Origin of the sequence: Microbacterium testaceum (assembly GCF_020781835.1) — a bacterium.
Lineage (GTDB): Bacteria > Actinomycetota > Actinomycetes > Actinomycetales > Microbacteriaceae > Microbacterium > Microbacterium testaceum_H.
This window is the reverse complement of sequence record NZ_JAJGNJ010000005.1, coordinates 39,864-60,922: the sequence shown is the minus strand read 5'-3', so window position 1 is coordinate 60,922 and position 21,059 is coordinate 39,864. Positions and strand designations below refer to the sequence as shown.

Annotated in this window: 22 protein-coding genes; 14 read left to right on the top strand and 8 right to left on the bottom strand. The window is 70.6% G+C overall.

Annotation, left to right across the window (positions count from 1 at the left end; all coding sequences use genetic code 11):
• Window positions 1–10: 10 nt before the first annotated feature.
• Window positions 11–1,327, bottom strand: coding sequence for a hypothetical protein (locus tag LL239_RS08815; RefSeq protein ID WP_228163064.1), 1,317 nt, complete (start codon window positions 1,325–1,327; stop codon window positions 11–13).
• 303 nt (window positions 1,328–1,630) lie between these two features.
• Between LL239_RS08815 and LL239_RS08810 the strand changes: the two genes are divergently transcribed.
• The 3 genes from LL239_RS08810 (at window position 1,631) to LL239_RS08800 (ending at window position 5,868) form a co-directional block, all read left to right on the top strand.
• Complete coding sequence (locus LL239_RS08810; RefSeq protein WP_228163063.1) at window positions 1,631–3,928, top strand: polyribonucleotide nucleotidyltransferase; 2,298 nt, start codon at window positions 1,631–1,633, stop codon at window positions 3,926–3,928.
• A gap of 211 nt (window positions 3,929–4,139) precedes the next feature.
• Entirely contained in the window at window positions 4,140–5,186 is a 1,047-nt protein-coding gene (locus LL239_RS08805) for an aldo/keto reductase (protein ID WP_228163062.1), read from the top strand.
• A 79-nt stretch (window positions 5,187–5,265) separates the two neighbouring features.
• Window positions 5,266–5,868 (top strand): histidine phosphatase family protein, encoded by a 603-nt coding sequence (locus tag LL239_RS08800; protein WP_228163061.1) that lies wholly within the window; start codon window positions 5,266–5,268, stop codon window positions 5,866–5,868.
• A 2-nt stretch (window positions 5,869–5,870) separates the two neighbouring features.
• Here LL239_RS08800 and LL239_RS08795 read toward each other — a convergent pair whose 3' ends face one another.
• Together LL239_RS08795 and LL239_RS08790 are read right to left on the bottom strand one after the other, a co-directional pair.
• Window positions 5,871–6,542 (bottom strand): class I SAM-dependent DNA methyltransferase, encoded by a 672-nt coding sequence (locus LL239_RS08795; RefSeq protein ID WP_228163060.1) that lies wholly within the window; start codon window positions 6,540–6,542, stop codon window positions 5,871–5,873.
• Window positions 6,543–6,546: 4 nt separating this feature from the next.
• Window positions 6,547–7,014, bottom strand: coding sequence for a GNAT family N-acetyltransferase (locus LL239_RS08790; protein WP_228163059.1), 468 nt, complete (start codon window positions 7,012–7,014; stop codon window positions 6,547–6,549).
• 83 nt (window positions 7,015–7,097) lie between these two features.
• On the opposite strand from LL239_RS08790, the gene dapB reads away from it, so the two are divergent.
• Both dapB and LL239_RS08780 read left to right on the top strand, forming a co-directional pair.
• Entirely contained in the window at window positions 7,098–7,910 is an 813-nt protein-coding gene (gene dapB, locus LL239_RS08785; RefSeq protein WP_228163058.1) for a 4-hydroxy-tetrahydrodipicolinate reductase, read from the top strand.
• Complete coding sequence (locus LL239_RS08780) at window positions 7,907–8,359, top strand: tetratricopeptide repeat protein (protein ID WP_228163057.1); 453 nt, start codon at window positions 7,907–7,909, stop codon at window positions 8,357–8,359. Before dapB ends, LL239_RS08780 begins: the two co-directional genes overlap by 4 nt.
• A 56-nt stretch (window positions 8,360–8,415) precedes the next feature.
• Here LL239_RS08780 and LL239_RS08775 read toward each other — a convergent pair whose 3' ends face one another.
• The 4 genes from LL239_RS08775 to LL239_RS08760 all read right to left on the bottom strand — a co-directional run bounded on the left by LL239_RS08775 (window position 8,416) and on the right by LL239_RS08760 (window position 10,865).
• Window positions 8,416–9,333, bottom strand: a complete 918-nt coding sequence (locus LL239_RS08775) for a TIGR01777 family oxidoreductase (RefSeq protein ID WP_228163056.1) — start codon at window positions 9,331–9,333, stop codon at window positions 8,416–8,418.
• A complete protein-coding gene (locus tag LL239_RS08770) occupies window positions 9,326–9,751 on the bottom strand; it encodes an OsmC family peroxiredoxin (protein WP_228163055.1) in 426 nt (141 codons plus the stop codon). The genes LL239_RS08775 and LL239_RS08770 overlap by 8 nt, the downstream gene beginning before the upstream one ends.
• Window positions 9,752–9,862: 111 nt before the next feature.
• Window positions 9,863–10,435, bottom strand: coding sequence for a DUF4395 domain-containing protein (locus tag LL239_RS08765; RefSeq protein WP_228163054.1), 573 nt, complete (start codon window positions 10,433–10,435; stop codon window positions 9,863–9,865).
• Window positions 10,428–10,865 carry a TlpA family protein disulfide reductase gene (locus tag LL239_RS08760; RefSeq protein WP_228163053.1) on the bottom strand — a complete coding sequence of 146 codons (438 nt, stop codon included), beginning with the start codon at window positions 10,863–10,865 and terminating at the stop codon, window positions 10,428–10,430. The genes LL239_RS08765 and LL239_RS08760 overlap by 8 nt, the downstream gene beginning before the upstream one ends.
• A gap of 177 nt (window positions 10,866–11,042) precedes the next feature.
• Between LL239_RS08760 and LL239_RS08755 the strand changes: the two genes are divergently transcribed.
• Genes LL239_RS08755 through LL239_RS08745 form a run of 3 tightly spaced genes read left to right on the top strand, consistent with a single transcriptional unit; the run spans window position 11,043 to window position 13,104 of the window.
• On the top strand, window positions 11,043–11,852 hold the full coding sequence (locus LL239_RS08755; protein ID WP_228163052.1) for a thymidylate synthase: 810 nt from the start codon (window positions 11,043–11,045) through the stop codon (window positions 11,850–11,852).
• A complete protein-coding gene (locus tag LL239_RS08750; RefSeq protein ID WP_228163051.1) occupies window positions 11,849–12,349 on the top strand; it encodes a dihydrofolate reductase in 501 nt (166 codons plus the stop codon). The genes LL239_RS08755 and LL239_RS08750 overlap by 4 nt, the downstream gene beginning before the upstream one ends.
• Complete coding sequence (locus tag LL239_RS08745; RefSeq protein ID WP_228163050.1) at window positions 12,346–13,104, top strand: SDR family NAD(P)-dependent oxidoreductase; 759 nt, start codon at window positions 12,346–12,348, stop codon at window positions 13,102–13,104. The genes LL239_RS08750 and LL239_RS08745 overlap by 4 nt, the downstream gene beginning before the upstream one ends.
• Window positions 13,105–13,106: 2 nt before the next feature.
• Here LL239_RS08745 and LL239_RS08740 read toward each other — a convergent pair whose 3' ends face one another.
• Window positions 13,107–13,643 carry an NUDIX domain-containing protein gene (locus LL239_RS08740; protein WP_228163049.1) on the bottom strand — a complete coding sequence of 179 codons (537 nt, stop codon included), beginning with the start codon at window positions 13,641–13,643 and terminating at the stop codon, window positions 13,107–13,109.
• A 99-nt stretch (window positions 13,644–13,742) separates the two neighbouring features.
• On the opposite strand from LL239_RS08740, the gene dapA reads away from it, so the two are divergent.
• The 6 genes from dapA to LL239_RS08710 all read left to right on the top strand — a co-directional run bounded on the left by dapA (window position 13,743) and on the right by LL239_RS08710 (window position 20,914).
• Entirely contained in the window at window positions 13,743–14,720 is a 978-nt protein-coding gene (gene dapA, locus LL239_RS08735; RefSeq protein ID WP_228163048.1) for a 4-hydroxy-tetrahydrodipicolinate synthase, read from the top strand.
• 77 nt (window positions 14,721–14,797) lie between these two features.
• Window positions 14,798–16,474, top strand: coding sequence for a ribonuclease J (locus LL239_RS08730; RefSeq protein ID WP_228163047.1), 1,677 nt, complete (start codon window positions 14,798–14,800; stop codon window positions 16,472–16,474).
• 71 nt (window positions 16,475–16,545) lie between these two features.
• Window positions 16,546–17,037, top strand: a complete 492-nt coding sequence (locus tag LL239_RS08725) for a GNAT family N-acetyltransferase (RefSeq protein WP_228163046.1) — start codon at window positions 16,546–16,548, stop codon at window positions 17,035–17,037.
• A gap of 78 nt (window positions 17,038–17,115) precedes the next feature.
• Complete coding sequence (locus LL239_RS08720) at window positions 17,116–19,803, top strand: FtsK/SpoIIIE family DNA translocase (protein WP_228163045.1); 2,688 nt, start codon at window positions 17,116–17,118, stop codon at window positions 19,801–19,803.
• Complete coding sequence (gene pgsA, locus LL239_RS08715) at window positions 19,803–20,390, top strand: CDP-diacylglycerol--glycerol-3-phosphate 3-phosphatidyltransferase (protein WP_228163044.1); 588 nt, start codon at window positions 19,803–19,805, stop codon at window positions 20,388–20,390. Before LL239_RS08720 ends, pgsA begins: the two co-directional genes overlap by 1 nt.
• Window positions 20,387–20,914 (top strand): CinA family protein, encoded by a 528-nt coding sequence (locus LL239_RS08710; RefSeq protein ID WP_228163043.1) that lies wholly within the window; start codon window positions 20,387–20,389, stop codon window positions 20,912–20,914. Before pgsA ends, LL239_RS08710 begins: the two co-directional genes overlap by 4 nt.
• Window positions 20,915–21,059: the final 145 nt, after the last annotated feature.

The following is a 21,059-nucleotide window of genomic DNA, read 5'->3' as shown; positions in this document are numbered from 1 at the left end:
CTCCGACGGGTCAGTACCAGCCGGTCGACTCGGAGTGCGCCCACGCGCCGCAGGGGGAGCCGTACCGGGAGTTGATGTACGACAGGCCCCAGGCGATCTGCGTCGCGGCGTTGGTCCGCCAATCCGGCCCGGCCGCGGCCATCTTCTCCCCGGGAAGCGCTTGAGGGATGCCATAGGCGCCGCTCCACGGGTTGAGGGCGTCGGCACGCCACCCCGATTCGCGGTTCCACAGCGACACCAGGCATGAGAACTGGTCGTCGCCCCATCCGTAGCCCCCGAGTGCGCCACGCGCGTGATCGCGTGCCTGACTCGGGCTCATCGTCGGACCGGCCGGCGCTGTCGTGCCGCCGGATCCGCCGCCCGATCCGCTCCCGGATCCCGATCCGCCGCCGGAGCTCGAGCCGCCGCCGGAGCTCGAACCCCCGCCGGATCCCGAACCGCCGCTCGAGCCCGAACCGGAGCCGCCCGAAGAACCGGAGCCGCCCGAAGCACCGGATCCGCCGGAGGAACCGTTCCCGCCGCCAGATCCGCCCGAACCGCCGCCCGAAGCCCCGCCGCCCGAGCCCGAACCGCCACCGGTGGCTCCGCCCGGCTCGGCCGCCTGGGCCGCGGTCTGTTGAGCCAGACGGGCGGCACGTTCCTGGGCCACCGTCGTTTCGCGAAGAGCCGCCAATCGGGCGAAGAGCGCGTCCAGCTCGGCCTGTGTCGCTGCGACGGTGGCCGATTCGGCATCCGCTTCCGTCTTTGCCTCCGCCGCCGTGGTCTCCGCCTCCGCCGCCAGGCGTGCGGCCTCGGCGCGCGCCTCTTCGGCCTGCGCGCGAAGGGACGCGGCGACATCCGCGGCGCTGCGCGCCTCGCCGACCGTGCGAGCGGTCAACGCGGTCACCCGATCCAGGATGCCGAGACGGTCCAGCAGCGAGTCCGGGTCGGCCGTGGTCAGCAGCTGCGCGACGAGCGGCCCGCCGGAGGTCGTGCGGTACAGCCGGGAGGCACTGGCACCGGCCCGCGCGCTGGCTGCGGCGAGCGTCGCGTCGGCTGCGGTGCTCTGGGCGGTCAGGGTCTCCGCGCGCGCCGCCGTGCTCTTGGCCAGTCGCCGCGTGCGCTCGGCCGCCGCCGAGGCATCCAAGGCCCGACGCGACGCGGCGGAGGCCGCGGCTTCGGCGGCATCCAGTCGCCGCTGGATGTCCTGAACCGCGGGATCGTCGTCCCCTGCGGCGGCGAGGCGCACGGGGGCGGCGGTCGCGACGCTGGCCGGCGTGGCGACGAGGGCGGCGCACAGCAGAGCACACGCGAGAAGCATGTGACGCGTGTGACGTCTGAGGCCCATGAGGCGAGGGTACGGCACCGGTCGGCCCGGAACCACCCGGGAAAGCCCGGCCCTGGTAGGCTCTCGGAGGATGCCGCCATGGCATCCGCTCAACTCAAGATGAGCTCACGGAGCAGGCCGGCAGACGCTGGTCCCCTGTGGTGGACTCCCCGTCATGATGCCGGGTGGTCGTCTACTGGTGGCCAGTCGCCGGGATTTCCGGGTCGACCCGTCGGCGCGCCCTTTCTGCCTGTTCCTGCTCCTTCGCATGTCAGCTCGTCGCCCACACGGGGCGGCGAGCCTAAACAAAGAAGGAGGGACCTCTTGGAAGGTCCAGAAATCACCGCCGCTGAGGCCGTTCTCGACAACGGCCGTTTCGGTACCCGCACGGTCCGCTTCGAAACCGGTCGTCTCGCGCAGCAGGCGCAGGGCTCGGTCGCCGCGTACCTCGACGAAGAGACCATGCTTCTCTCGGCCACCAGCGCCGGCAAGCACCCGCGTGAAGGCTTCGACTTCTTCCCGCTGACCGTCGACGTCGAGGAGCGCTCCTACGCCGCCGGCAAGATCCCCGGCTCGTTCTTCCGCCGCGAGGGTCGCCCCTCCACCGAGGCCATCCTCGTGTGCCGTCTCATCGACCGCCCGCTGCGTCCGTCGTTCGTCGACGGTCTCCGCAACGAGGTGCAGATCGTCGTGACCGTGCTCTCGATCGCGCCGGGCGAGTTCTACGACGCCCTCGCCATCAACGCCGCGTCGCTGTCGACCCAGATCTCCGGTCTGCCGTTCTCGGGCCCCATCGCGGGCGTCCGCCTCGCGCTCATCCCCGGTCACGGCGAGCACGCCGACCAGTGGGTCGCGTTCCCGACCGCCGCGCAGCTCGAGGATGCCGTCTTCGACCTCATCGTCGCCGGCCGCGTCCTGGACGACGGCGACGTCGCGATCATGATGGTCGAGGCCGAGGCGACCGAGGGCAGCTGGAACCTCATCAAGGGCGGCGCCACCAAGCCGAACGAGCAGGTCGTGGCCGAGGGCCTCGAGGCCTCGAAGCCCTTCATCCGCGAGCTCGTCGCCGCGCAGAACGTCGTGGCCAACACCGCCGCCAAGGAGATCCAGCCCTACCCGGTCTTCCCCGCGTACAGCTCCGAGGTCTACGACTTCGTCGCCGGTCGCGCGTACGACGACCTCGTCGGCGTCTACCAGATCGCCGACAAGCAGGAGCGCCAGAACGCCGACGACGCCGTCAAGGACCGCGTCAAGGCCGAGCTCATCACCGCCGTCGAGGCGGGGGAGCTCCCCGCCGGTGCTCCGCTGGAGTTCTCCGCGGCCTACAAGTCGGTCACCAAGAAGATCGTGCGCGGCCGCATCCTCACCGAGGGTGTGCGCATCGACGGTCGCGGCCTGGCCGACATCCGTCCGCTCGACGCCGAGGTGCAGGTCATCCCGCGCGTCCACGGTTCGGCGATCTTCCAGCGCGGCGAGACCCAGATCCTGGGTGTCACGACGCTGAACATGCTCAAGATGGAGCAGCAGATCGACTCGCTCTCGCCCACGACGAGCAAGCGGTACATGCACCACTACAACTTCCCGCCCTACTCGACCGGTGAGACCGGCCGCGTGGGTTCGCCGAAGCGTCGCGAGATCGGGCACGGCTTCCTCGCCGAGCGCGCTCTCGTGCCGGTGCTTCCCGGCCGCGAGGAGTTCCCCTACGCCATCCGTCAGGTCTCCGAGGCGCTGGGATCCAACGGCTCGACCTCGATGGGCTCGGTGTGCGCGTCGACCCTGTCGCTGCTGAACGCGGGTGTGCCGCTGCGCGCCCCCGTCGCCGGCATCGCGATGGGTCTGGTCTCGGACGAGGTCGACGGTCAGACGCGCTACGCCGCGCTGACCGACATCCTCGGCGCCGAGGACGCCCTGGGCGACATGGACTTCAAGGTGGCCGGAACGAGCGAGTTCGTCACGGCGATCCAGCTCGACACCAAGCTCGACGGCATCCCGTCGTCGGTGCTGACCGCCGCCCTCCAGCAGGCCCGTGAGGCGCGCCTCACCATCCTGGGTGTGCTGAACGCCGCGATCGACGCGCCCGACGAGATGGCGCCCACCGCGCCGCGCGTCATCAGCGTGCAGATCCCGGTCGACAAGATCGGTGAGCTCATCGGTCCCAAGGGCAAGACGATCAACGCGATCCAGGACGAGACCGGCGCCGACATCTCCATCGAGGAGGACGGCACCGTCTACATCGGCGCGACCGACGGTCCCTCGGCCGAGGCCGCCCGCGCCCAGGTCAACGCGATCGCCAACCCGACCAACCCCGAGGTCGGCGAGCAGTTCCTGGGCACGGTCGTGAAGATCGCCACCTTCGGTGCGTTCATCTCGCTCCTGCCCGGCAAGGACGGCCTGCTGCACGTCAGCGAGGTCCGTAAGCTCGCCGGCGGCAAGCGCGTCGAGAACGTCGAGGACGTCCTCTCCGTGGGGCGCAAGATCCTGGTGCGCATCACCAAGATCGACGACCGCGGCAAGCTCTCGCTCGAGCCCGTCCTCGACGAGGCCGCCACGACGCCCGAGCCCGCGGACACGCAGAGCTCGGCTGCCGCGAGCGAGGGTCCCGAGGCTCCCGCCGAGGGCTGATCCCGTCGTCGAGTGCCCGTCCCGCGTCCTGCGGGGCGGGCACTCGCGCGTCCGGGCGCGCTCGACGCGATGGTCAAGCGTTATGCAATGTTTACCGCCGGGCCGGGCGAATCGGCGGTCCCGCCCCGGGAAGGCCCTACCCTCGAACTACGCGTCGGGGGGCGAAGCGGGCGCCGTCGGCGTCCGGTCTCCGGCGCACGAGGAGAGGCCCATGAGCGGCTCGGGCGTCGACGAGACGGCCTCGCCGCCCCTGCGCCGGAACCGCGTGCCGCAGCCGCCCGCTCCGGCGCTGCACCCGTCTGCGCCCGTGACGCTCCAGGGTCCGGGTCTCGGGTCGCACGTCCGCGTGCCACTCGGTGAAACCGGCTTCGACGTCTTCCCGCTCTTCCTCGGCGGCGGCGAGTTCGGCTGGAACGTCGATGCGCAGGTCAGTCACGAGATCCTCGACACGTACGTCGAGCTCGGGGGCAACGCCATCCACACGGCCGACAGCTATGCCGCCGGGCGCAGCGAGCACATCATCGGCTCGTGGATGCGGTCGCGCCGAACGCGCGACGACACGGTGCTGACGGTGCGCGTGGGGCGGCATCCCGACAACCCCGGTCTCGGCGCGGTCAACCTCGTCCGGGCCGTCGAGGCGTCGCTCAGCCGGCTGGGCACCGACCGCATCGACGTGTTGTCGCTGGATGCCGTGCGAGGTGACAGCGCGGTGCTCGAGGACACCCTGGCCACGTGCGAGTGGCTCGTCGAGAGCGGCAAGGTGCGCGCCATCGGCGCCCACGGCTACTCGGCGTCTCAGCTCGTGGAGGCCCGCATCCTCTCGTCCGCGGGCTATCCTCGCGTGACCGTGCTCGACGTGCCGTACAACGTGCTGCGACGCGACGAGTTCGACGGCGATCTGCGTCTCATCGCTTCGGCGCAGGGCATCGCTGTGACTCCGTCGCATCCGCTCGCCCACGGCTTCCTCGCCGGCGAGACCCGCACGCGCGGTCAGCAGGCCGGCTCGGTGCGCGGGTCGCAACTCGCCGCGCACCTCAATCGCCGCGGCTCACGGGTGCTCCGCGCGCTCGACGCGATCGGCGACGAGCTCGGGATCCCGGACGCCGCGGTGGCAGTGGCCTGGCTGCTCGCGCAGAAGGTCGTGACGGCGCCGATCGTCAACGCTTTCGCGCCCCGCCATGTCGTGGAGTGCATGCGGGCCGTGGGTGTCCGGCTCAGTCGCGCCCAGCTGTCGGACATCGCCCGCGCCGCCGAGTGAACGGCCCCATGTCGGGGGCGTGACGTAGGCTGGAGGTGTTCTGCGGGGGGCCCGCACACTGACGACGAGGTGAGCTGACGTGACGCATTACATCTACCTGGTGCGCCATGGCGAGCACCAGGACGCCGAGCACGGACTCACCGACGGACCCCTGTCTCCCCGGGGCCAGCGGCAGGCCGCTCTCCTCGCCGATCGTCTGTCGGGGCTGCCGCTGGATGCCGTGTGGCACTCACCCCTCGAACGGGCCGCGCAGACCGCCGGCGCGGTCGCCGAACGCCTGCCGTCCGTCGCCCCCGAGGCATCCGCTCTGCTCTTCGACTGCGTGCCGACGGGCATGACGCCCGAGACCCCGGCGGCGTACGAGCCGTTCTTCGGTGCGGTGACCGAGGCCGAGATCGAGGCGGGGCGCGCGCAGATGGCGGATGCCACGGCCGAGTTCCTCGCGCGCAAGACGGGCGAAGTGCACGAACTCCTCATCACGCACAACTTCGTCATCGCATGGTTCGTGCGCGAGGTGCTGCAGGCTCCCGACTGGAGATGGATGACGATCAACCAGGCGTACTGCGGCCTGACCGTGATCGCGCAGAAGAAGGGCCGCCCCTGGACCCTGCTCTCGCACAACGACCTCGCCCACCTTCCGGTCGAGCTGCGCACGGGGCTGGTGGACCCGCTTCCGGTCTGAGGTCAGAGCGCGACATCGGTGAGAGAGGCTGACGACGCGGCCTCCCGACGTCGCCGGGCGAGGACGAAGCCTTGCGGGTGCTTCTCGTGCGCCCGCGGACCGCGTCGCTGCGCCGAAACGATGTCGAAGCCCGCGTGGTCGAGCACATCCGCGACCTCGTCCGGCTCGTGCAGGACGGCGCGCAGGAGCACGTCGTGTCCGTACGCCCGCTCGACGACGCGATCTCCCGTCCCCGCCTGGAAGCCGAGGAGGAACGGGCCACCGCCGACCAGGACCCGGGCGGCTTCCTTCGCGATCGCGGCGAGCTCGACGGCGTCGCTGTGGATGATCGCGTACCAGCACAGGATGCCGCGTACCCCGCCATCCGCGAACGGGAGCGCCGTCAACGCCGCGACCTCGATCGCCGCCGTGGGTGCGACCCGGCGGGCGTGCGCCGCCATCGCGGGGGAGAGGTCGACGCCCGCGAGCGGCGCGAGGCCGAGGTGAGACAGGTGGGGGAGCAACCGTCCGGTGCCGCATCCCGCGTCGAGAACGGGCTCGCGCCCTTCCGGCACGATGCCGGCGAATGCGGCGATCAGGTCGAGTTCGGACGCAGCCTCGGCGCCCAGGTCGGGCAGCACCCGCGCGTAGGTGTCGGCGACGGTGTCGTACAGATGCCGCGTGGAGTCCGTCACCCGTCTACAGCGCCTTCGCGTACCACCTGGTGGCGTTGGCGTTGTCGTTGTACGCCGGGATCGCGACGAACCCCGAGCGTGCGTACAGGCCGCCGGCGGCCTCGAGGGTGTGATGGGTGTCGAGGACGAGTTCGGCGGCGCCGCGCTCGCGGGCCCGGCGCTCGAGGTCGTCGAGGATCATCCGTCCCCAGCCGCGACCGCGGCCGGCGTCGCCCACGAAGAGGTGCTTCACCTCGTCGCGCGGTCCCCGCGGTCCGTCGGCGATCCGACGGATGCCACCGCACCCGGCGGCGCGGCCCTCGTCGTCGTCGAGCACGACGAAGACGCCGTCGGGTTCGACGAACGTCGCGGGCGACGGGAAGACCGTGCGGTACCCGCCGCCGGGGAAGATCGAGGCGCGCAGGGCGAAGTATTCCTCGAGCAGCGCGTGAGCATCGGGGGCGTCCACGGGGGATGTACGGAGCGAGACCACCCTTCGATGCTAGGCGAGCGCGGTCCCGGCGCGTCCGTGTGCAGGACCGGTCCGACCGTCGCGCCGCCGCTTAGGCTGGCAGCATGACCACACGCGTTGCCATCGTGGGCGGAACCGGAAAGCTCGGCGGAGTCATCCGTGACGTCGTCGAGGCCGAAGAGGGGTACGAGGTCTCGGCGGTGCTCGGCTCCGGCTCCGACCTCGCCGAGCTCGACGGTGCCGACCTGGTGATCGACGCGTCGACACCGGCGGTGTCGATCGACGTCGTGCGTGCGGCCATCGAGCGCGGCATCAACGTGCTCGTGGGCACCTCCGGCTGGTCGAATGAGCGGATCGCCCTCGTCCGCCCCCTCGTGGATGCCAGCGGTACCGGTGCGGTGTTCATCCCGAACTTCTCGCTGGGATCCGTGATCGGCAGCGCTCTCGCCGCGGCCGCAGCCCCGTTCTTCCCCTCGATCGAGATCATCGAGGCGCACCGCGAGACCAAGGTGGACTCCCCGAGCGGCACGGCCGTGCGGACGGCGGAACTCATCGCCGCCGCGCGCGAGAAGGTCGGTCCGGTGCAGTCGCCGCACGTCGACCAGCGCGCCCGTGGCCAGCAGGTCGCCTCCGTTCCCATCCATTCGCTGCGGCGGCCGGGTGTCGTCGCCCGGCAGGAGACCGTGCTCTCGGGGAGCGGGGAATCGCTGTCGATCGTCCACGACACGATCGACCCGGCCACGGCATATGCTCCCGGCATCCGGATCGCGATGGCCGCCGCGCACGAGGCGCGGGGCGTCGTCGTGGGGCTCGACAGCTTCATCGACATCGGCGTGCGGACGCGGCCCGCCCGGGCAGAGGCCCCCATCGCCGACGGGGACGTGTCGGGGCAGGTCGCCGGCGTCACGAGCGCATGAGGACGCGCGTCGCCGTCGCGGTGATGACGGCGCTGCTGCTGCTCTACATCGTGCTGGCCGGTCAGCGCGCGCTGATCCTGCTCACCAGCGGCGACGGCGTCGGCGTGACCATGGGGGTCGCCCTCATCGTGCTGCCGCTTATCGCCCTGTGGGCCATCGGTCGCGAGCTGTGGTTCGGCGTGCGCGCTCAGCGACTGGGCGAGACTCTGGATGCCGAGGGCGGGCTGCCCGACGAGGAGGTCGAGGTACGGCCGAGCGGACGAGCGACCCGTGAGGACGCCGATGCGCTGTTCCCCGCCTACCGGGCCGACGTGGAGGCGCATCCCGTGGACTGGCGCGCGTGGTACCGGCTGGGGCTCGCCTACGACGCGGCCGGCGACCGCCGACGTGCGCGCGAAGCCGTGCGGAAAGCGATCTCCCTGGAGGCCGCCGAACGCCGGGCCGCCTGACGGCCGGGCCGCTGGACGCGGATCCCGACCACCGCGGCGACCCAGCCCCGCGGAGGTCAGTGCGCGGCGGGGACCGAGGACGCGACGGCGTCCTCGACGGTCTGATGCAGGAACTCGAAGCCGCTGTCCTGCAGCGCGGCGGGGCGCACATCGGCATCCGAGGTCAGGAGGGCATCCGTCGCATCGCGACCGAGGGCGAGCCGCATGCCCCACACGGGGGCGCGGAGGACGTACGGCCGGTTCATCCGCCGGGCGAGCGCGAAGCCGAGGTCGTTCGCGGTGGCGCGGGTCGGCCCGCTGAGGTTCACGGGGCCGTCGATGTCGGAGTCGATGACGTGGCGGATGGCGCGGACCTCGTCCTCGAGCGTGATCCACGGCCACACCTGTGTGCCGCGTCCGATCGGGCCCGACACGCCGGCTGCGGTGAGAAGGAGCAGAGGTTTAAGGACACCGCGCGCGTGTACGAGGGGCGCCGTACGCAGCAGGGCCACGCGCGCCCGCGGCCCGGCCGCGCGGGCGGCGTTCTCCCATTCCTCGCAGATGTCGGCGAGCAAGCCGTCACCTCGCCGCGACGACTCGGTGAGCACCGCGCCCGGCTGCGAGCCGTAGTAGCCCGTGGCAGAGGCGTTCACGAGCGCGGGAGCCTCCTCACCGAGCTTCCGGATGGCCGTGGCGAGCGTGCGCGTCGGGGTGATGCGCGACCACAGCAGTTGACTCTTGTACGACGGCGTCCAGGGAAATCGCCCGATCGACGCACCGTTGAGGCACACCACGGCGTCGGCACCGGCCAGAATGCCGGGGTCCAGCGGGGTGGCATCCTGCAGCCACTGCACCTCGTGAGGGTCAGATGCGGGATGCCGAACGAGCGACGTGACCTCGACACCGTCCGCGCGGAGCGACTCCGCCAGGGCCGAACCGATCAGGCCCGACGCGCCGGCAAGGACGACGCGTCGGGCCGAGGAGGACTCAGGCAAGCGTCGCCTCGAGCGTGATGTCGATGCCCGCGAGCGCCTGCGAGACCGGGCAGTTCGCCTTGGCGTCGTTCGCGATCTTCTCGAACGTTGCGGCGTCGATGCCGGGGACGACGGCGTTGACGTTCAGGTGGCTGCCGGTGATCCCGGTCCCGGGCTTGAAGGTGACCGAGGCGGTCGCGTCGATCGACTCGGGCGGGGTGCCGTTCTCGGCGAGGGCGTTGGAAAGCGCCATGCTGAAGCACGACGAGTGCGCACCGGCCAGGAGCTCTTCCGGAGTGGTGACCGAGGTCGAGCCCTCGCTGCGGGCCTTCCAGTTCACGTCGAACGTGCCGATCCCCGACGACGTGAAGGTGACCTCGCCCGATCCCTCGAAGAGGCTGCCCTTCCAGGCTGTGGTGGCTTCGCTCGTGACGGACATTCGAACCTCCGCGGTTTTTTCCGCGCAACCCGGAATGGCTGCGGCGAAGGTCAGCCTAGCCACGGGCCCCGACACGTCGGGGGTCTTGACAGCCGGTGCAGAGGAACCGGCTCAGGCCGCCGACGGACGGCGGCGCCCGATGAGCCCCGCCCGCTGCAGAAGCAGGTAGAGCTGGCATCCCAGGCACAGTCCGAACGCCGCGTTCAGGAAGGCGGCGAGGAACGCCGCGGCCGCGGCGATGGGCAGCGCCCAGGGCACTCCCGCGAGGTGCAGGAGCAGGCCGACGGCGGTGACGAACAGTCCGACGCCCTGGGCGAAGCGCGGAGGTCGCGGGTCCTCGAACTCCGTCGCCGGAGCGAGCCGCGGCTGCACGACGCGGCGGTAGAGGACGCCCCACGGTGCGGTCCGCGGTGACACGACGCCCCAGAGGAACAGCGCGGCGATGACGAGTACCAGGAGGAAACCGGGGTCCGCGACGCGCGCGGCGATCGGTGCGGACGAGACCGCCCAACTGCCCGGGACGAACGTCTGGTCCGAGAGGGGCTGATACGCGAACCATCCGACGTCGGCGCGAGCCGTCGCGATGCCGATCAGCGACAGGAACGTCGCGATCAGCAGCAGGACGGCGGTGAGGGATGCCGCGAACCGCGGGCCGCGGACGTCGATGCGCTGGACCTCAGGCATGGGCGGACTCCTCCTGCAAGCGGGTCAGTTCGAGCTCGACCACGGCGCGGCCCGGTGTGCCGCCGAAACGCGTGCGGATGGCGCCGTTGCGGTCGAGGACGAGGGTGGTCGGTGTCTGCAGCACCCGGAAGTGCTGGGCGATGTCGGGGCGATGGGTGAGGTCGACGTCCAGGTGACGCACACCGTCGCGGGCCTCGGCGATGTCGGAGAGCATGCGGTGCACGCCGGGGCATCGGGAGCACATCTCGGTGCTGAACTGCAGCAGCGTGGCTTCTTCGCCGAGTCCGTCGGCACCGAGGCGGCGCGGGTCGACGAGCTCGGCGGAATCCACGGTCCGCGCGCGGCCCTGGGCCCGGCGGAAGACGACGCCGGCGCCCACGGCGACCACGACGAGCGCGGCGGTCATGAGGAGAGCGAGAGTCAGGTCCACGACCGACAACGCTAACGCGCGAACGAGGGGCGAAGGCCGATGAGTCGCCGAATGACGCTCTCCTCCGGCGTTTGCTCAGCCCGCATCCAGCCTGAGCCCTCCTCCCCGGCCGCACGATCGACCACATCCTCCGCACCCACCGCCCCCGTGTCGGGGTCCCCGGGTATCGTGAGGGCCGTGACCGCCGACATCGCCACCCCGTACGAAGATCTCCTCCGCGACGTCCTCGAGACGGGCGTGCACAAGTCCGATCGCACCGGCACGGGGACGACGAGCGTGTTCGGTCGGCAGATCCGCTTCGACCTCGCGAAGGGGTTCCCGCTCGTCACCACCAAGCGGGTGCACCTGAAATCGATCGTGTACGAGCTGTTGTGGTTCCTCCGCGGCGAGTCCAACGTGTCCTGGCTGCAGGAGAACGGCGTGACCATTTGGGACGAGTGGGCGGATGCCGACGGCGAACTGGGGCCCGTGTACGGCGTGCAGTGGCGGTCCTGGCCCACCGCCGACGGCGGTGAGATCGACCAGATCTCGCAGGTGATCGAGCAGATCCGCCGCGACCCCGACTCCCGTCGCCTCATCGTGTCGGCGTGGAACCCGGCCGACATCCCCGAGATGGCCCTGGCTCCGTGCCACGCCCTGTTCCAGTTCTACGTCGCTGACGGCAGACTGTCCTGCCAGCTGTACCAGCGCAGCGCCGACATGTTCCTCGGGGTGCCGTTCAACATCGCGTCTTACGCGCTGCTCACGCTCATGATCGCGCAGCAGACGGGGCTCGAGCCGGGTGAGTTCGTCTGGACCGGGGGCGACTGCCACGTCTACGACAACCACCGCGAGCAGGTCCAGGAGCAGCTCTCGCGCGACCCCTACCCGTACCCCACTCTGCGGTTCGCCCGGAAGCCCGCGTCGATCTTCGACTACACCTATGACGACGTCGTCGTCGAGGGCTATCAGCACCACCCGGCGATCCGAGCGGCCGTCGCGGTATGACCAGGCTCGGGCTCGTCTGGGCCCAGGCCCGCGGCGGCGTCATCGGCGCGAAGGGCGGGATGCCGTGGCATGTGCCCGAAGACCTCGCGCACTTCCGCGCCGTGACGGGGGAGTCCGACGTCATCATGGGGCGCCGCACGTGGGAGTCCCTCCCGCCCCGGTTCCGTCCCCTCCCGGGACGCCGGAACATCGTCGTGTCCCGTTCCGCGAACTGGACGGACGAGGGTGCCGAACGCGCCGGCTCTCTGGACGCGGCCCGCGCGCTGTCCACCACGCTCGAAGTCTGGGTGATGGGCGGTGGTCGGCTGTACGCCGAGGCCATCGGGCACGCCGACGTGCTCGAGGTGACGCAGCTCGATCTCGAGGTCGAGGGCGACACGTTCGCCCCGCCCCTCGCGGGGTGGACGCGCACCGCCGCCGACCCGGACGACGGCTGGCGCGTCTCGCGGACGGGCATCCGGTACCGCTTCGAGACGTACGAACCGGGGGATCGGTGACCACGCGGACAGCGCTCGTCACCGGCGCGAGCTCGGGCCTCGGCGCCGAGTTCGCCCGGCAGCTCGCCGCCCGCGGTGCCGACGTGGTGGTCGTCGCACGCGACCGCGCGGCGCTCGCCGCAGTCGCCGATGACATCCGCGCGGTCTCCCGCAGCCGGGTGGAGGTGCTCCCGGCCGACCTGCTGGACGACGACGACCGCGCCGTGGTCGAAGCGCGCCTGTCGGCCGGCGTCGACGTCCTGGTGAACAACGCCGGATTCGGTCTCGACCTGGCGTTCGAGAAGAACGACGTCGCCGATGAGGTGCGCCACCTGCGTCTGCACGTCGAGGTCGCGTTGCGGCTCACGCACGCGGCTCTCCCGGCGATGCTCGAGCGGGGCGGCGGCCGGATCATCAACGTCGCCTCGGTCGCCGGCTTCGTCCCGCGCGGCACCTACGGTGCGGTGAAAGGATGGCTTATCTCCTTCAGTCGCTGGGCGAACGTGGCCTACGGCCCGCGCGGCGTGACCGTCACCGCGGTGTGCCCGGGCTTCGTCCACACGAACTTCCACGAGCGGCTCGGGCTTCCGCCGGGGCAGGAGGGCGTTCCGCCCGGGGTGTGGCTCGACGCCGAGACGGTCGTGGGCGAGGGACTGCGCGACGCAGCCCGCGGGCGCGCGGTGTCGATCCCCTCACTGCGCTACAAGATGCTCGTCGCCGCGTCCCGGCTTCTGCCCGACGCAGTCGTGGTGCGCGCAGCCTCCCGCGGCCGCTGAGTTCAGCGGAAGCGACCGGCGTGAATGCCGGCGAAGGCCAGCGCCGCGATCGTCTCGCCATCGGTGATCGTGCCGTCGGCGATGAGCCCGAGCACGTCGGCGAACGGTACCCACCGCACGGCTTCGATGCCCTCCTCGCGCTGCGAGGACGAGGCATCCGCGATGTCCAGGGCGCGCGCGAGGAACACGTGCTCCGGGGCGTCGGCGATGCCGTTGAGCGCGTTCATGCGGCCGAGATAGTCCCAACGCGCGGCCGTCACCCCGCTCTCCTCCCGGAGCTCGCGACGCGCGGCGACGAGGGGGTCCTCGCCGTCGCTTCCGCCGGCGGGTATCTCGAGCGAGCGCCCGGTGGTGTACCGCTCGAGCTCGACCAGGCACACCCGGTCGTCGTCGTCGAGCGCCACGACGAACACCGCGGGCTGTTGCATCTGCACCACACCGTAGATCCCGTCACCGTCGGGCCCGGTCACCTCGTCTTCACGCACACGGATCCAGCGGTTCTCGTAAACGGTGCGGGAGGAGCGGGTCGACCAGGCCATGAGGCGAGCCTAGGGCGCGGCGGGCCCGGTCCGGACGATGTTCCCTCTCTGCGGGGGCGCGGCCGGAGGGAGGGCGGGCCGAACCGATAACCTGAGAGCATGACGCACTCCGGCAACCCCTTCGGTCAGGTGCTCGTCGCGCTCGTCACCCCCATGACGGCCGACGGCGAGGTCGATTGGCCTGCCGTCGAGAAGCACATCGACGACGTCGTCAGCGCGGGCGCCGACGGCGTCGTCGTCACCGGCACGACCGGCGAGACCTCCACCCTCACCGACCCCGAGAAGCTCCGTCTCGTCGAGGTCGGCAAGGACGTCGCGGCCGGCCGGGCAAAGATCATCACGGGTGGCGGGTCCAACGAGACCGCGCACGCGATCGAGCTCTACAAGGCCAGCGAGAAGGCCGGCGCCGACGGGATCATGATCGTCACGCCGTACTACAACAAGCCGACGCAGGCCGGCATCCTGACCCACTTCCGTCTCGTCGCCGACGCGACTGACCTGCCGGTGATCCTGTACGACATCCCCGGCCGCACCGGCGTCGAGATCAAGTACGAGACGATCCTGCGCCTGGCCAAGCACCCCAACATCCTCGCCGTCAAGGACGCCAAGGGCGACTTCAGCGAGGTCAGCCGCGTGCTCAACCAGACCGACCTGATGTACTTCTCCGGCGATGACGCCAACGTCCTGCCGCACCTGTCGATCGGTGCGGCCGGGCTCATCGGCGTCACCGCCAACATCGCCGCCGCGCCCTACCGGACCATCGTGGATGCCGTGAACCGCGGCGACCTGGCGACGGCCACGGCCGAGCACAAGCGCCTCGAGCCCCTCGTGCGCGCGGTCATGACCCACGTGCCGGGCACGGTCGCGGCGAAGTACATCCTGCACGGCCTGGGTCGCATCGGGAGCCCCCGCGTGCGTCTGCCGCTGGTCGGACCCGAGGAATGGGAGGCCGCCATCATCGAGGACGAGCTCGCGCTCGTCACCGATGTGCCCGGCGCGGACTTCTCCAACTTCCGCCCCGACCGCAACGTGGCCGCCGGCGGTGCCCTGCCGAAGGTGCACGGCACCACGAGATAAGCATCGGCGTCCGCCGAACCGCGGCCAGGGACGCCACACGAAGGGATGCCGCGCGGCGGCGTCCGAGGAGGCACCGAATGCCCACGACCGTCTACGATCCCCCCGCGCTCGCTCCGGGCACGCTGCGCGTCATCCCGCTCGGCGGCCTCGGCGAGGTCGGACGCAACATGACCGTCTTCGAGTACGAGGGCAAGCTCCTCGTCGTCGACTGCGGCGTGCTCTTCCCCGAGGAGCACCAGCCCGGTGTCGACCTGATCCTGCCCGATTTCGAACCCATCCGGCACCGCCTCGACGACATCGTCGGTGTCGTGCTGACGCACGGTCACGAAGACCACATCGGTGCCGTCCCGTACCTGCTCAAGCTCAAGTCGGACATCCCGCTCATCGGGTCCGGGCTCACGCTCGCCCTGATCGAGGCGAAGCTCAAAGAGCACCGCATCCGTCCGTACACGCTGACGGTGCGGGAGGGGCAGCGCGAGCAGGTCGGACCCTTCGATCTCGAGTTCATCGCGGTGAACCACTCGATCCCGGATGCCTTGGCGGTGGCGATCCGCACGCCCGCGGGACTCGTGCTGGCCACGGGCGACTTCAAGATGGACCAGCTGCCGCTGGACGGTCGCATCACGGATCTGCGCGCGTTCGCCCGCCTGGGGGAGGAGGGCGTCGATCTCTTCCTCGTCGACTCCACCAACGCCGACGTCCCCGGATTCACCCCCACCGAGCGCGCGATCGGCCCGGTGCTGGACCAGGTGATCGCGAAGGCTCCTCGGCGCGTCGTCGTCGCGAGCTTCTCGAGCCACGTCCACCGTGTCCAGCAGGTTCTCGACGCCGCGCACGCTCACGGACGCCGCGTGGCGCTGCTCGGACGCAGCATGGTGCGCAACATGGGCATCGCAGCCGACCTCGGCTACCTGAACGTGCCCGAGGGCGTCCTCATCGACTACAAGAAGGCGCGCGACCTGCCCGACGACCGGATCGTCTACATGTCGACAGGGTCGCAGGGCGAGCCGATGGCGGTCCTCAGCCGCATGGCCAACCTCGACCACGCGATCGAGCCGGGCGAGGGTGACACCGTGATCCTGGCATCCAGCCTCATCCCCGGAAACGAGAACGCCGTCTACCGCGTCATCGACGGACTGACCAAGCTCGGCGCCACCGTCGTGCACAAGGGCAACGCCAAGGTGCACGTCTCGGGTCACGCGGCCGCCGGCGAGCTTCTGTACTGCTACAACATCCTGCAGCCCAAGAACGTCCTCCCCGTGCACGGCGAATACCGCCACCTCATGGCCAATGCCAAGCTCGCGCAGGACACGGGGATCCCGGCCGAGCGGACGATCCTCGGCGAGAACGGCACGGTGGTCGACCTGCGCGACGGTCGCGCCGAGGTCGTCGGCCAGCTCGACCTCGGTTTCGTCTACGTCGACGGGTCGTCCGTGGGTGAGATCACGGATGCCGACCTCAAGGACCGCCGCATCCTGGGCGAGGAGGGCTTCATCTCGGTGATCGTCGTGGTCGACCGCCAGACGGGCAAGATCATCTCGGGTCCCGAGGTGCACGCCCGCGGGTTCGCAGAGGATGCAGCGGTGTTCGAGAGCGTGAAGCCGAAGATCGCCGCCGCGCTCGCCGAGGCCGCCCAGTCGGGCGTGCGCGACAACCATGCCCTCTCGCAGGTCGTCCGCCGCACGATCGGCCGCTGGGTCAACCAGTCGCTGCGTCGCCGACCCATGATCGTGCCCCTGGTCATCGAGGCCTGACGCGAAGGCGCACTTCACACCGTCACGGGCGCCGTCCGCGGGGGACGCGCGGGCATCGGTATCATGCGGGCATGCCCGCCATCCCGATCCGCGCGGCACTCCCGTCGGACGGCGCGTTCCTCGCCGATATGACGGTCGAGGCCGCCAACTGGCGCGCTGGAAGCGCCCGCCCGCGCCACGAGGTGCTCAGCAACCCCGACCATCAGCGGTACGTCGCCGGGTGGCAGAGGCCGGGGGATGCCGGGTTCGTGGCGGAGTCGCCCACGGGCGAGGCGATCGGGGCGGCGTGGTACCGGATGCTGCCGCGCAGTGAGCCCGGGTTCGGGTGGGTCGGCACGGGCGTCCCGGAACTCATCATCGGTGTCCGTCCCGTGTGGCGGGCCCACGGCGTGGGGCGGGCGCTGCTGCGGCGCTTGGTCACCCACGCGCGCGACCAGGGCTACTCCCGGATCAGCCTGAGCGTCGAACGGGACAACTTCGCCCGCACGTTCTATCGGAGTGAAGGCTTCGCTGTGACCCGCGCCGGCCAGGGACGCGACGTCATGGTCAAGACGCTGCGCTGAAGTCTGCCGCGTATCGGTCCTGTCTCAAACCTCGCGTCGGTCCGCGCGAATGTCGGACTCCCCGCCTACCGTGGAGGAATGCCCCGCAGTTCGTCCACCTCCGGCGGTCGCGCCCCCGCGAAGGGACAGGCGCGGCCGAAAGCGTCGGCGCCCGCGCCCAAGCGGTACGTCGACGAGCCCGATAAGCCGCCGGTCGCCGTTCGCGCCTGGACGGCCCTGGCCCACGGGGTCGGCGGAATGTTCCGCGTCTTCGGCCCCGAAACCCTCGAACGCGACCAACGGCGCGACGGGTTCCCGTTCCTCCTGGTGGTGCTCGCGGTCCTCGGCGCGGTGGTGGAGTGGTTCTTCATCGGAACCGACGTCGCCGCCACGATCAGCGCCTACAGCTTCGGCGGACTGATCGGCCGCGTGGCGTTCGTCTTCCCGGTGCTCCTGCTCCTTCTGGCGGGGTGGCTGTTCCGGCACCCGTCGTCGGTGCATGACAACGGCCGCATCGGCATCGGTTTCGCGCTGTTCGTCATCTCCATGGCCGGCTTCTGTCATGTGGCCGGAGGCCGGCCGGCGCCGAGCACGGGCCTGCCCACGCTGAGCCTGGCGGGAGGCCTCGCGGGGTGGCTCAGCGGCGAGCCTCTGGCGCTGGTGCTGAGGGACGTGGGGGCCTACATCGCTCTGTCGCTCCTGACGATCCTGAGCGTCCTGATCCTCACGAAGACTCCGCCGAACAGGATCGGTCAGCGCCTCGGCGACCTCTACGCGTGGATGTTCGGCGCCGAGCGCGTCGAGAAGGAGGCGCCGACGGCCGTGCTGCCCGTGGACGCCGACGACGAGACGCCCGCGGAGAAGTCGCTGCCGTGGTGGCGCCGGAACAGGTCGGGCCGCGAAGAGGACGTCGACGGCGATCTCGGCTCCGACGACCTGACCACCCTGCTCTCCCCGGGGGCGACGCAGGGCGGCTTCGAGTCGGCCGTCGTGGCCCCCTCCGCGCCCGCCGCACCGCCCGCACGGCCCCCGCTCCCGCCTGCGCCCGACGCGGTGACGGAGATCATCGACCCGTCCGCGCTCGCCGGCGTGACCACCGGCCGCGGACTCCAAGACGACTCGCCCACCGCGGACGACGTCACCGACGATCTCCCCGGCATCTCGGGTCTCGGCGGCGACAACGCCGGACTACCGCCCTCGGCGAACTATCGTCTTCCGTCGGTGAACGCTTTGGCCGCCGGGACGCCGCCGAAGGAGCGGTCGGCCGCGAACGACGCCGTCGTCCGCGCCATCGAGAGCGTCATGGAACAGTTCAAGGTCGACGCGCGCGTGACCGGCTTCTCGCGCGGTCCGACGGTGACCCAGTACGAGATCGAGGTCGGACCCGGGGTGAAGGTCGAGCGCATCACGGCGCTGACGAACAACATCGCCTACGCGGTCGCCTCGAATGAGGTGCGGATCCTCGCTCCCATCCCGGGGAAGAGCGCGATCGGTGTCGAGATCCCCAACACCGACCGTGAGATCGTCACGCTCGGCGATATCCTCCGGTCGGATGCCGCGGCATCCTCCACGCATCCCATGACGATCGGCGTCGGCAAAGACGTGGGCGGCGGGTTCGTGGTGGCCAACCTCGCGAAGATGCCTCACCTTCTGGTGGCCGGTTCCACCGGTTCGGGAAAGTCCAGCTTCGTCAACTCGATGATCACCAGCCTGCTCATGCGGGCCAAGCCGTCCGAGGTGCGGATGGTGTTGATCGACCCGAAGCGTGTGGAGCTGACGTCCTACGCCGGCGTACCGCACCTCATCACGCCCATCATCACCAACCCCAAGAAGGCCGCCGAGGCGCTGCAGTGGGTCGTGAAAGAGATGGACATGCGCTACGACGATCTGGCGTCGTTCGGCTTCCGTCACATCGACGACTTCAACAAGGCCGTCGTCGCGGGGGAGATCCAGCTGCCGGCGGGCAGTGAGCGCGTCCTCAAGCCCTACCCCTACCTGCTGGTCGTCGTCGACGAGCTCGCCGACCTCATGATGGTCGCACCGCGCGACGTCGAGGACTCGATCGTGCGCATCACGCAGCTGGCCCGCGCCAGCGGCATCCACCTGGTGCTGGCGACCCAGCGCCCGTCCGTCGACGTGGTCACCGGTCTGATCAAGGCGAACGTGCCGTCGCGGCTCGCGTTCGCCGTCACGAGCGTCACCGACTCGCGCGTCATCCTCGACCAGCCCGGTGCCGACCGGCTGATCGGGCAAGGTGACGGTCTGTTCCTGCCGATGGGCGCTTCCAAGGCGCTGCGCGTCCAGGGCGCGTGGGTCAGCGAGCAGGAGATCGAGCGCGTCGTCGCGCACGTCACCCAGCAGGCACGGCCCGAGTATCGGGCCGATGTCCAGGCGGCCGCCGAGAAGAAGGAGATCGACGCCGACATCGGTGACGACCTCGAACTCCTGCTCGCCGCGGCCGAGCTCGTGGTGTCCACCCAGTTCGGATCCACCTCGATGCTGCAGCGGAAGCTGCGTGTCGGTTTCGCCAAGGCCGGGCGCCTCATGGATCTGCTCGAGTCGCGCGAGATCGTCGGCCCGTCCGAGGGTTCGAAGGCCCGCGACGTGCTCGTGACCAACGAGCAGCTCCCTTCCGTTCTCGCCCGCCTCCGGGGTGACGAGCCGCCCGCCGGGTCCGACGCCGACCCCTATGGTCCCGATGCCGTCGAGGCGCAGTTCGACGGGATCCCCGTCGCCGAGGACGACGAAGGTTCGGAAGACGCCTGGCAGCTGACGGGACGCGACTGATGGCCGTCCATCCGCAGCTGCCCAACGCGATCACGATCGCGCGCATCCTGTGCGCACCGGTCTTCCTGTGGATGCTGCTCGCTGACGGGGGCACCGGGGGAGGCCTCCGATGGGCCGCCGCGGCCGTGTTCATCGTCGCCATCGCCACGGACGGCGTCGACGGCTACATCGCCAGGCGGTACGAGATCGTGAGCGACCTCGGCAAACTTCTCGATCCCATCGCGGACAAGGCGCTGACCGGTGTGGCGTTCGTCGGATTGTCCATCCTCGGCGAGCTGCCCCCGTGGGTGACGATCGTCGTCCTGGTCCGCGAGATCGGGATCACGATCTACCGCTTCATGGTCGTCAGCGACCACGTCCTGGCCGCCGCCTGGATGGGAAAGCTCAAGACCGTCGCTCAGGCCGTCGCCTTGTCTATCGCGCTGCTGCCGTTCGCGTCGCTGTCGGATGCCGCGGTGTGGCAGTCCACTGTGTGGTGGGTCGGCGCGACGACGATGACGATCGCGGTCGTGCTCACGATCGCGTCGGGTATCGACTACGTGGTGTCCGAGGTGCGGGGTGCCCGGGCGAAACGGAGTGCAGGGTGATCGACGGCGTCCCCGACGATCTGGATGAGACGCTCGCTCGGGATCCGCGCGAGAGCGCGGCCGTCCTGCTGGACCGGCTCGTGGAACTCGGCTGGACCGTGGCCGTCGCCGAATCCCTGACCGGAGGGATGGTCGTGTCCTCGCTGGTGGACGTTCCGGGCGCCTCGCGCGCGGTCCGTGGCGGCATCGTGGCGTACGCGACCGATCTCAAGCACAGCGTGCTCGGCGTCGACCCGGCACTCCTCGACGCACACGGCGCGGTCCATCCGCGCGTCGCTCGCCAGATGGCGCGAGGCGTCCGCGACGTCCTGGGTCACGACGGGGTCCCCGCCGACGTCGGTATCGCCACCACCGGCGTCGCCGGCCCTGAGCCGCAGGACGGTCAGCCGGTCGGGACGGTGCACATCGCCGTGTCGACGCCTCTCGGCACGCGCGTGGACTCGCTGGTCATCTCCGGCGACCGCGACCGCATTCGACGCGAGGCCACGCATATCGCTGTACGTCGTGCCCTCGCGGCGCTGTGACATCGTGCCGGACCCGGCGATGAAGGGAACATATGATGACACATCCGGGTTGTTCTCAGCGATTCCCATCCAGTGCCCAGCGCGCGGCATTAGGGTGACCTGAAACGGTGTTGTACCGTTGTCCACCCGGGCAGCGGAGGAATCG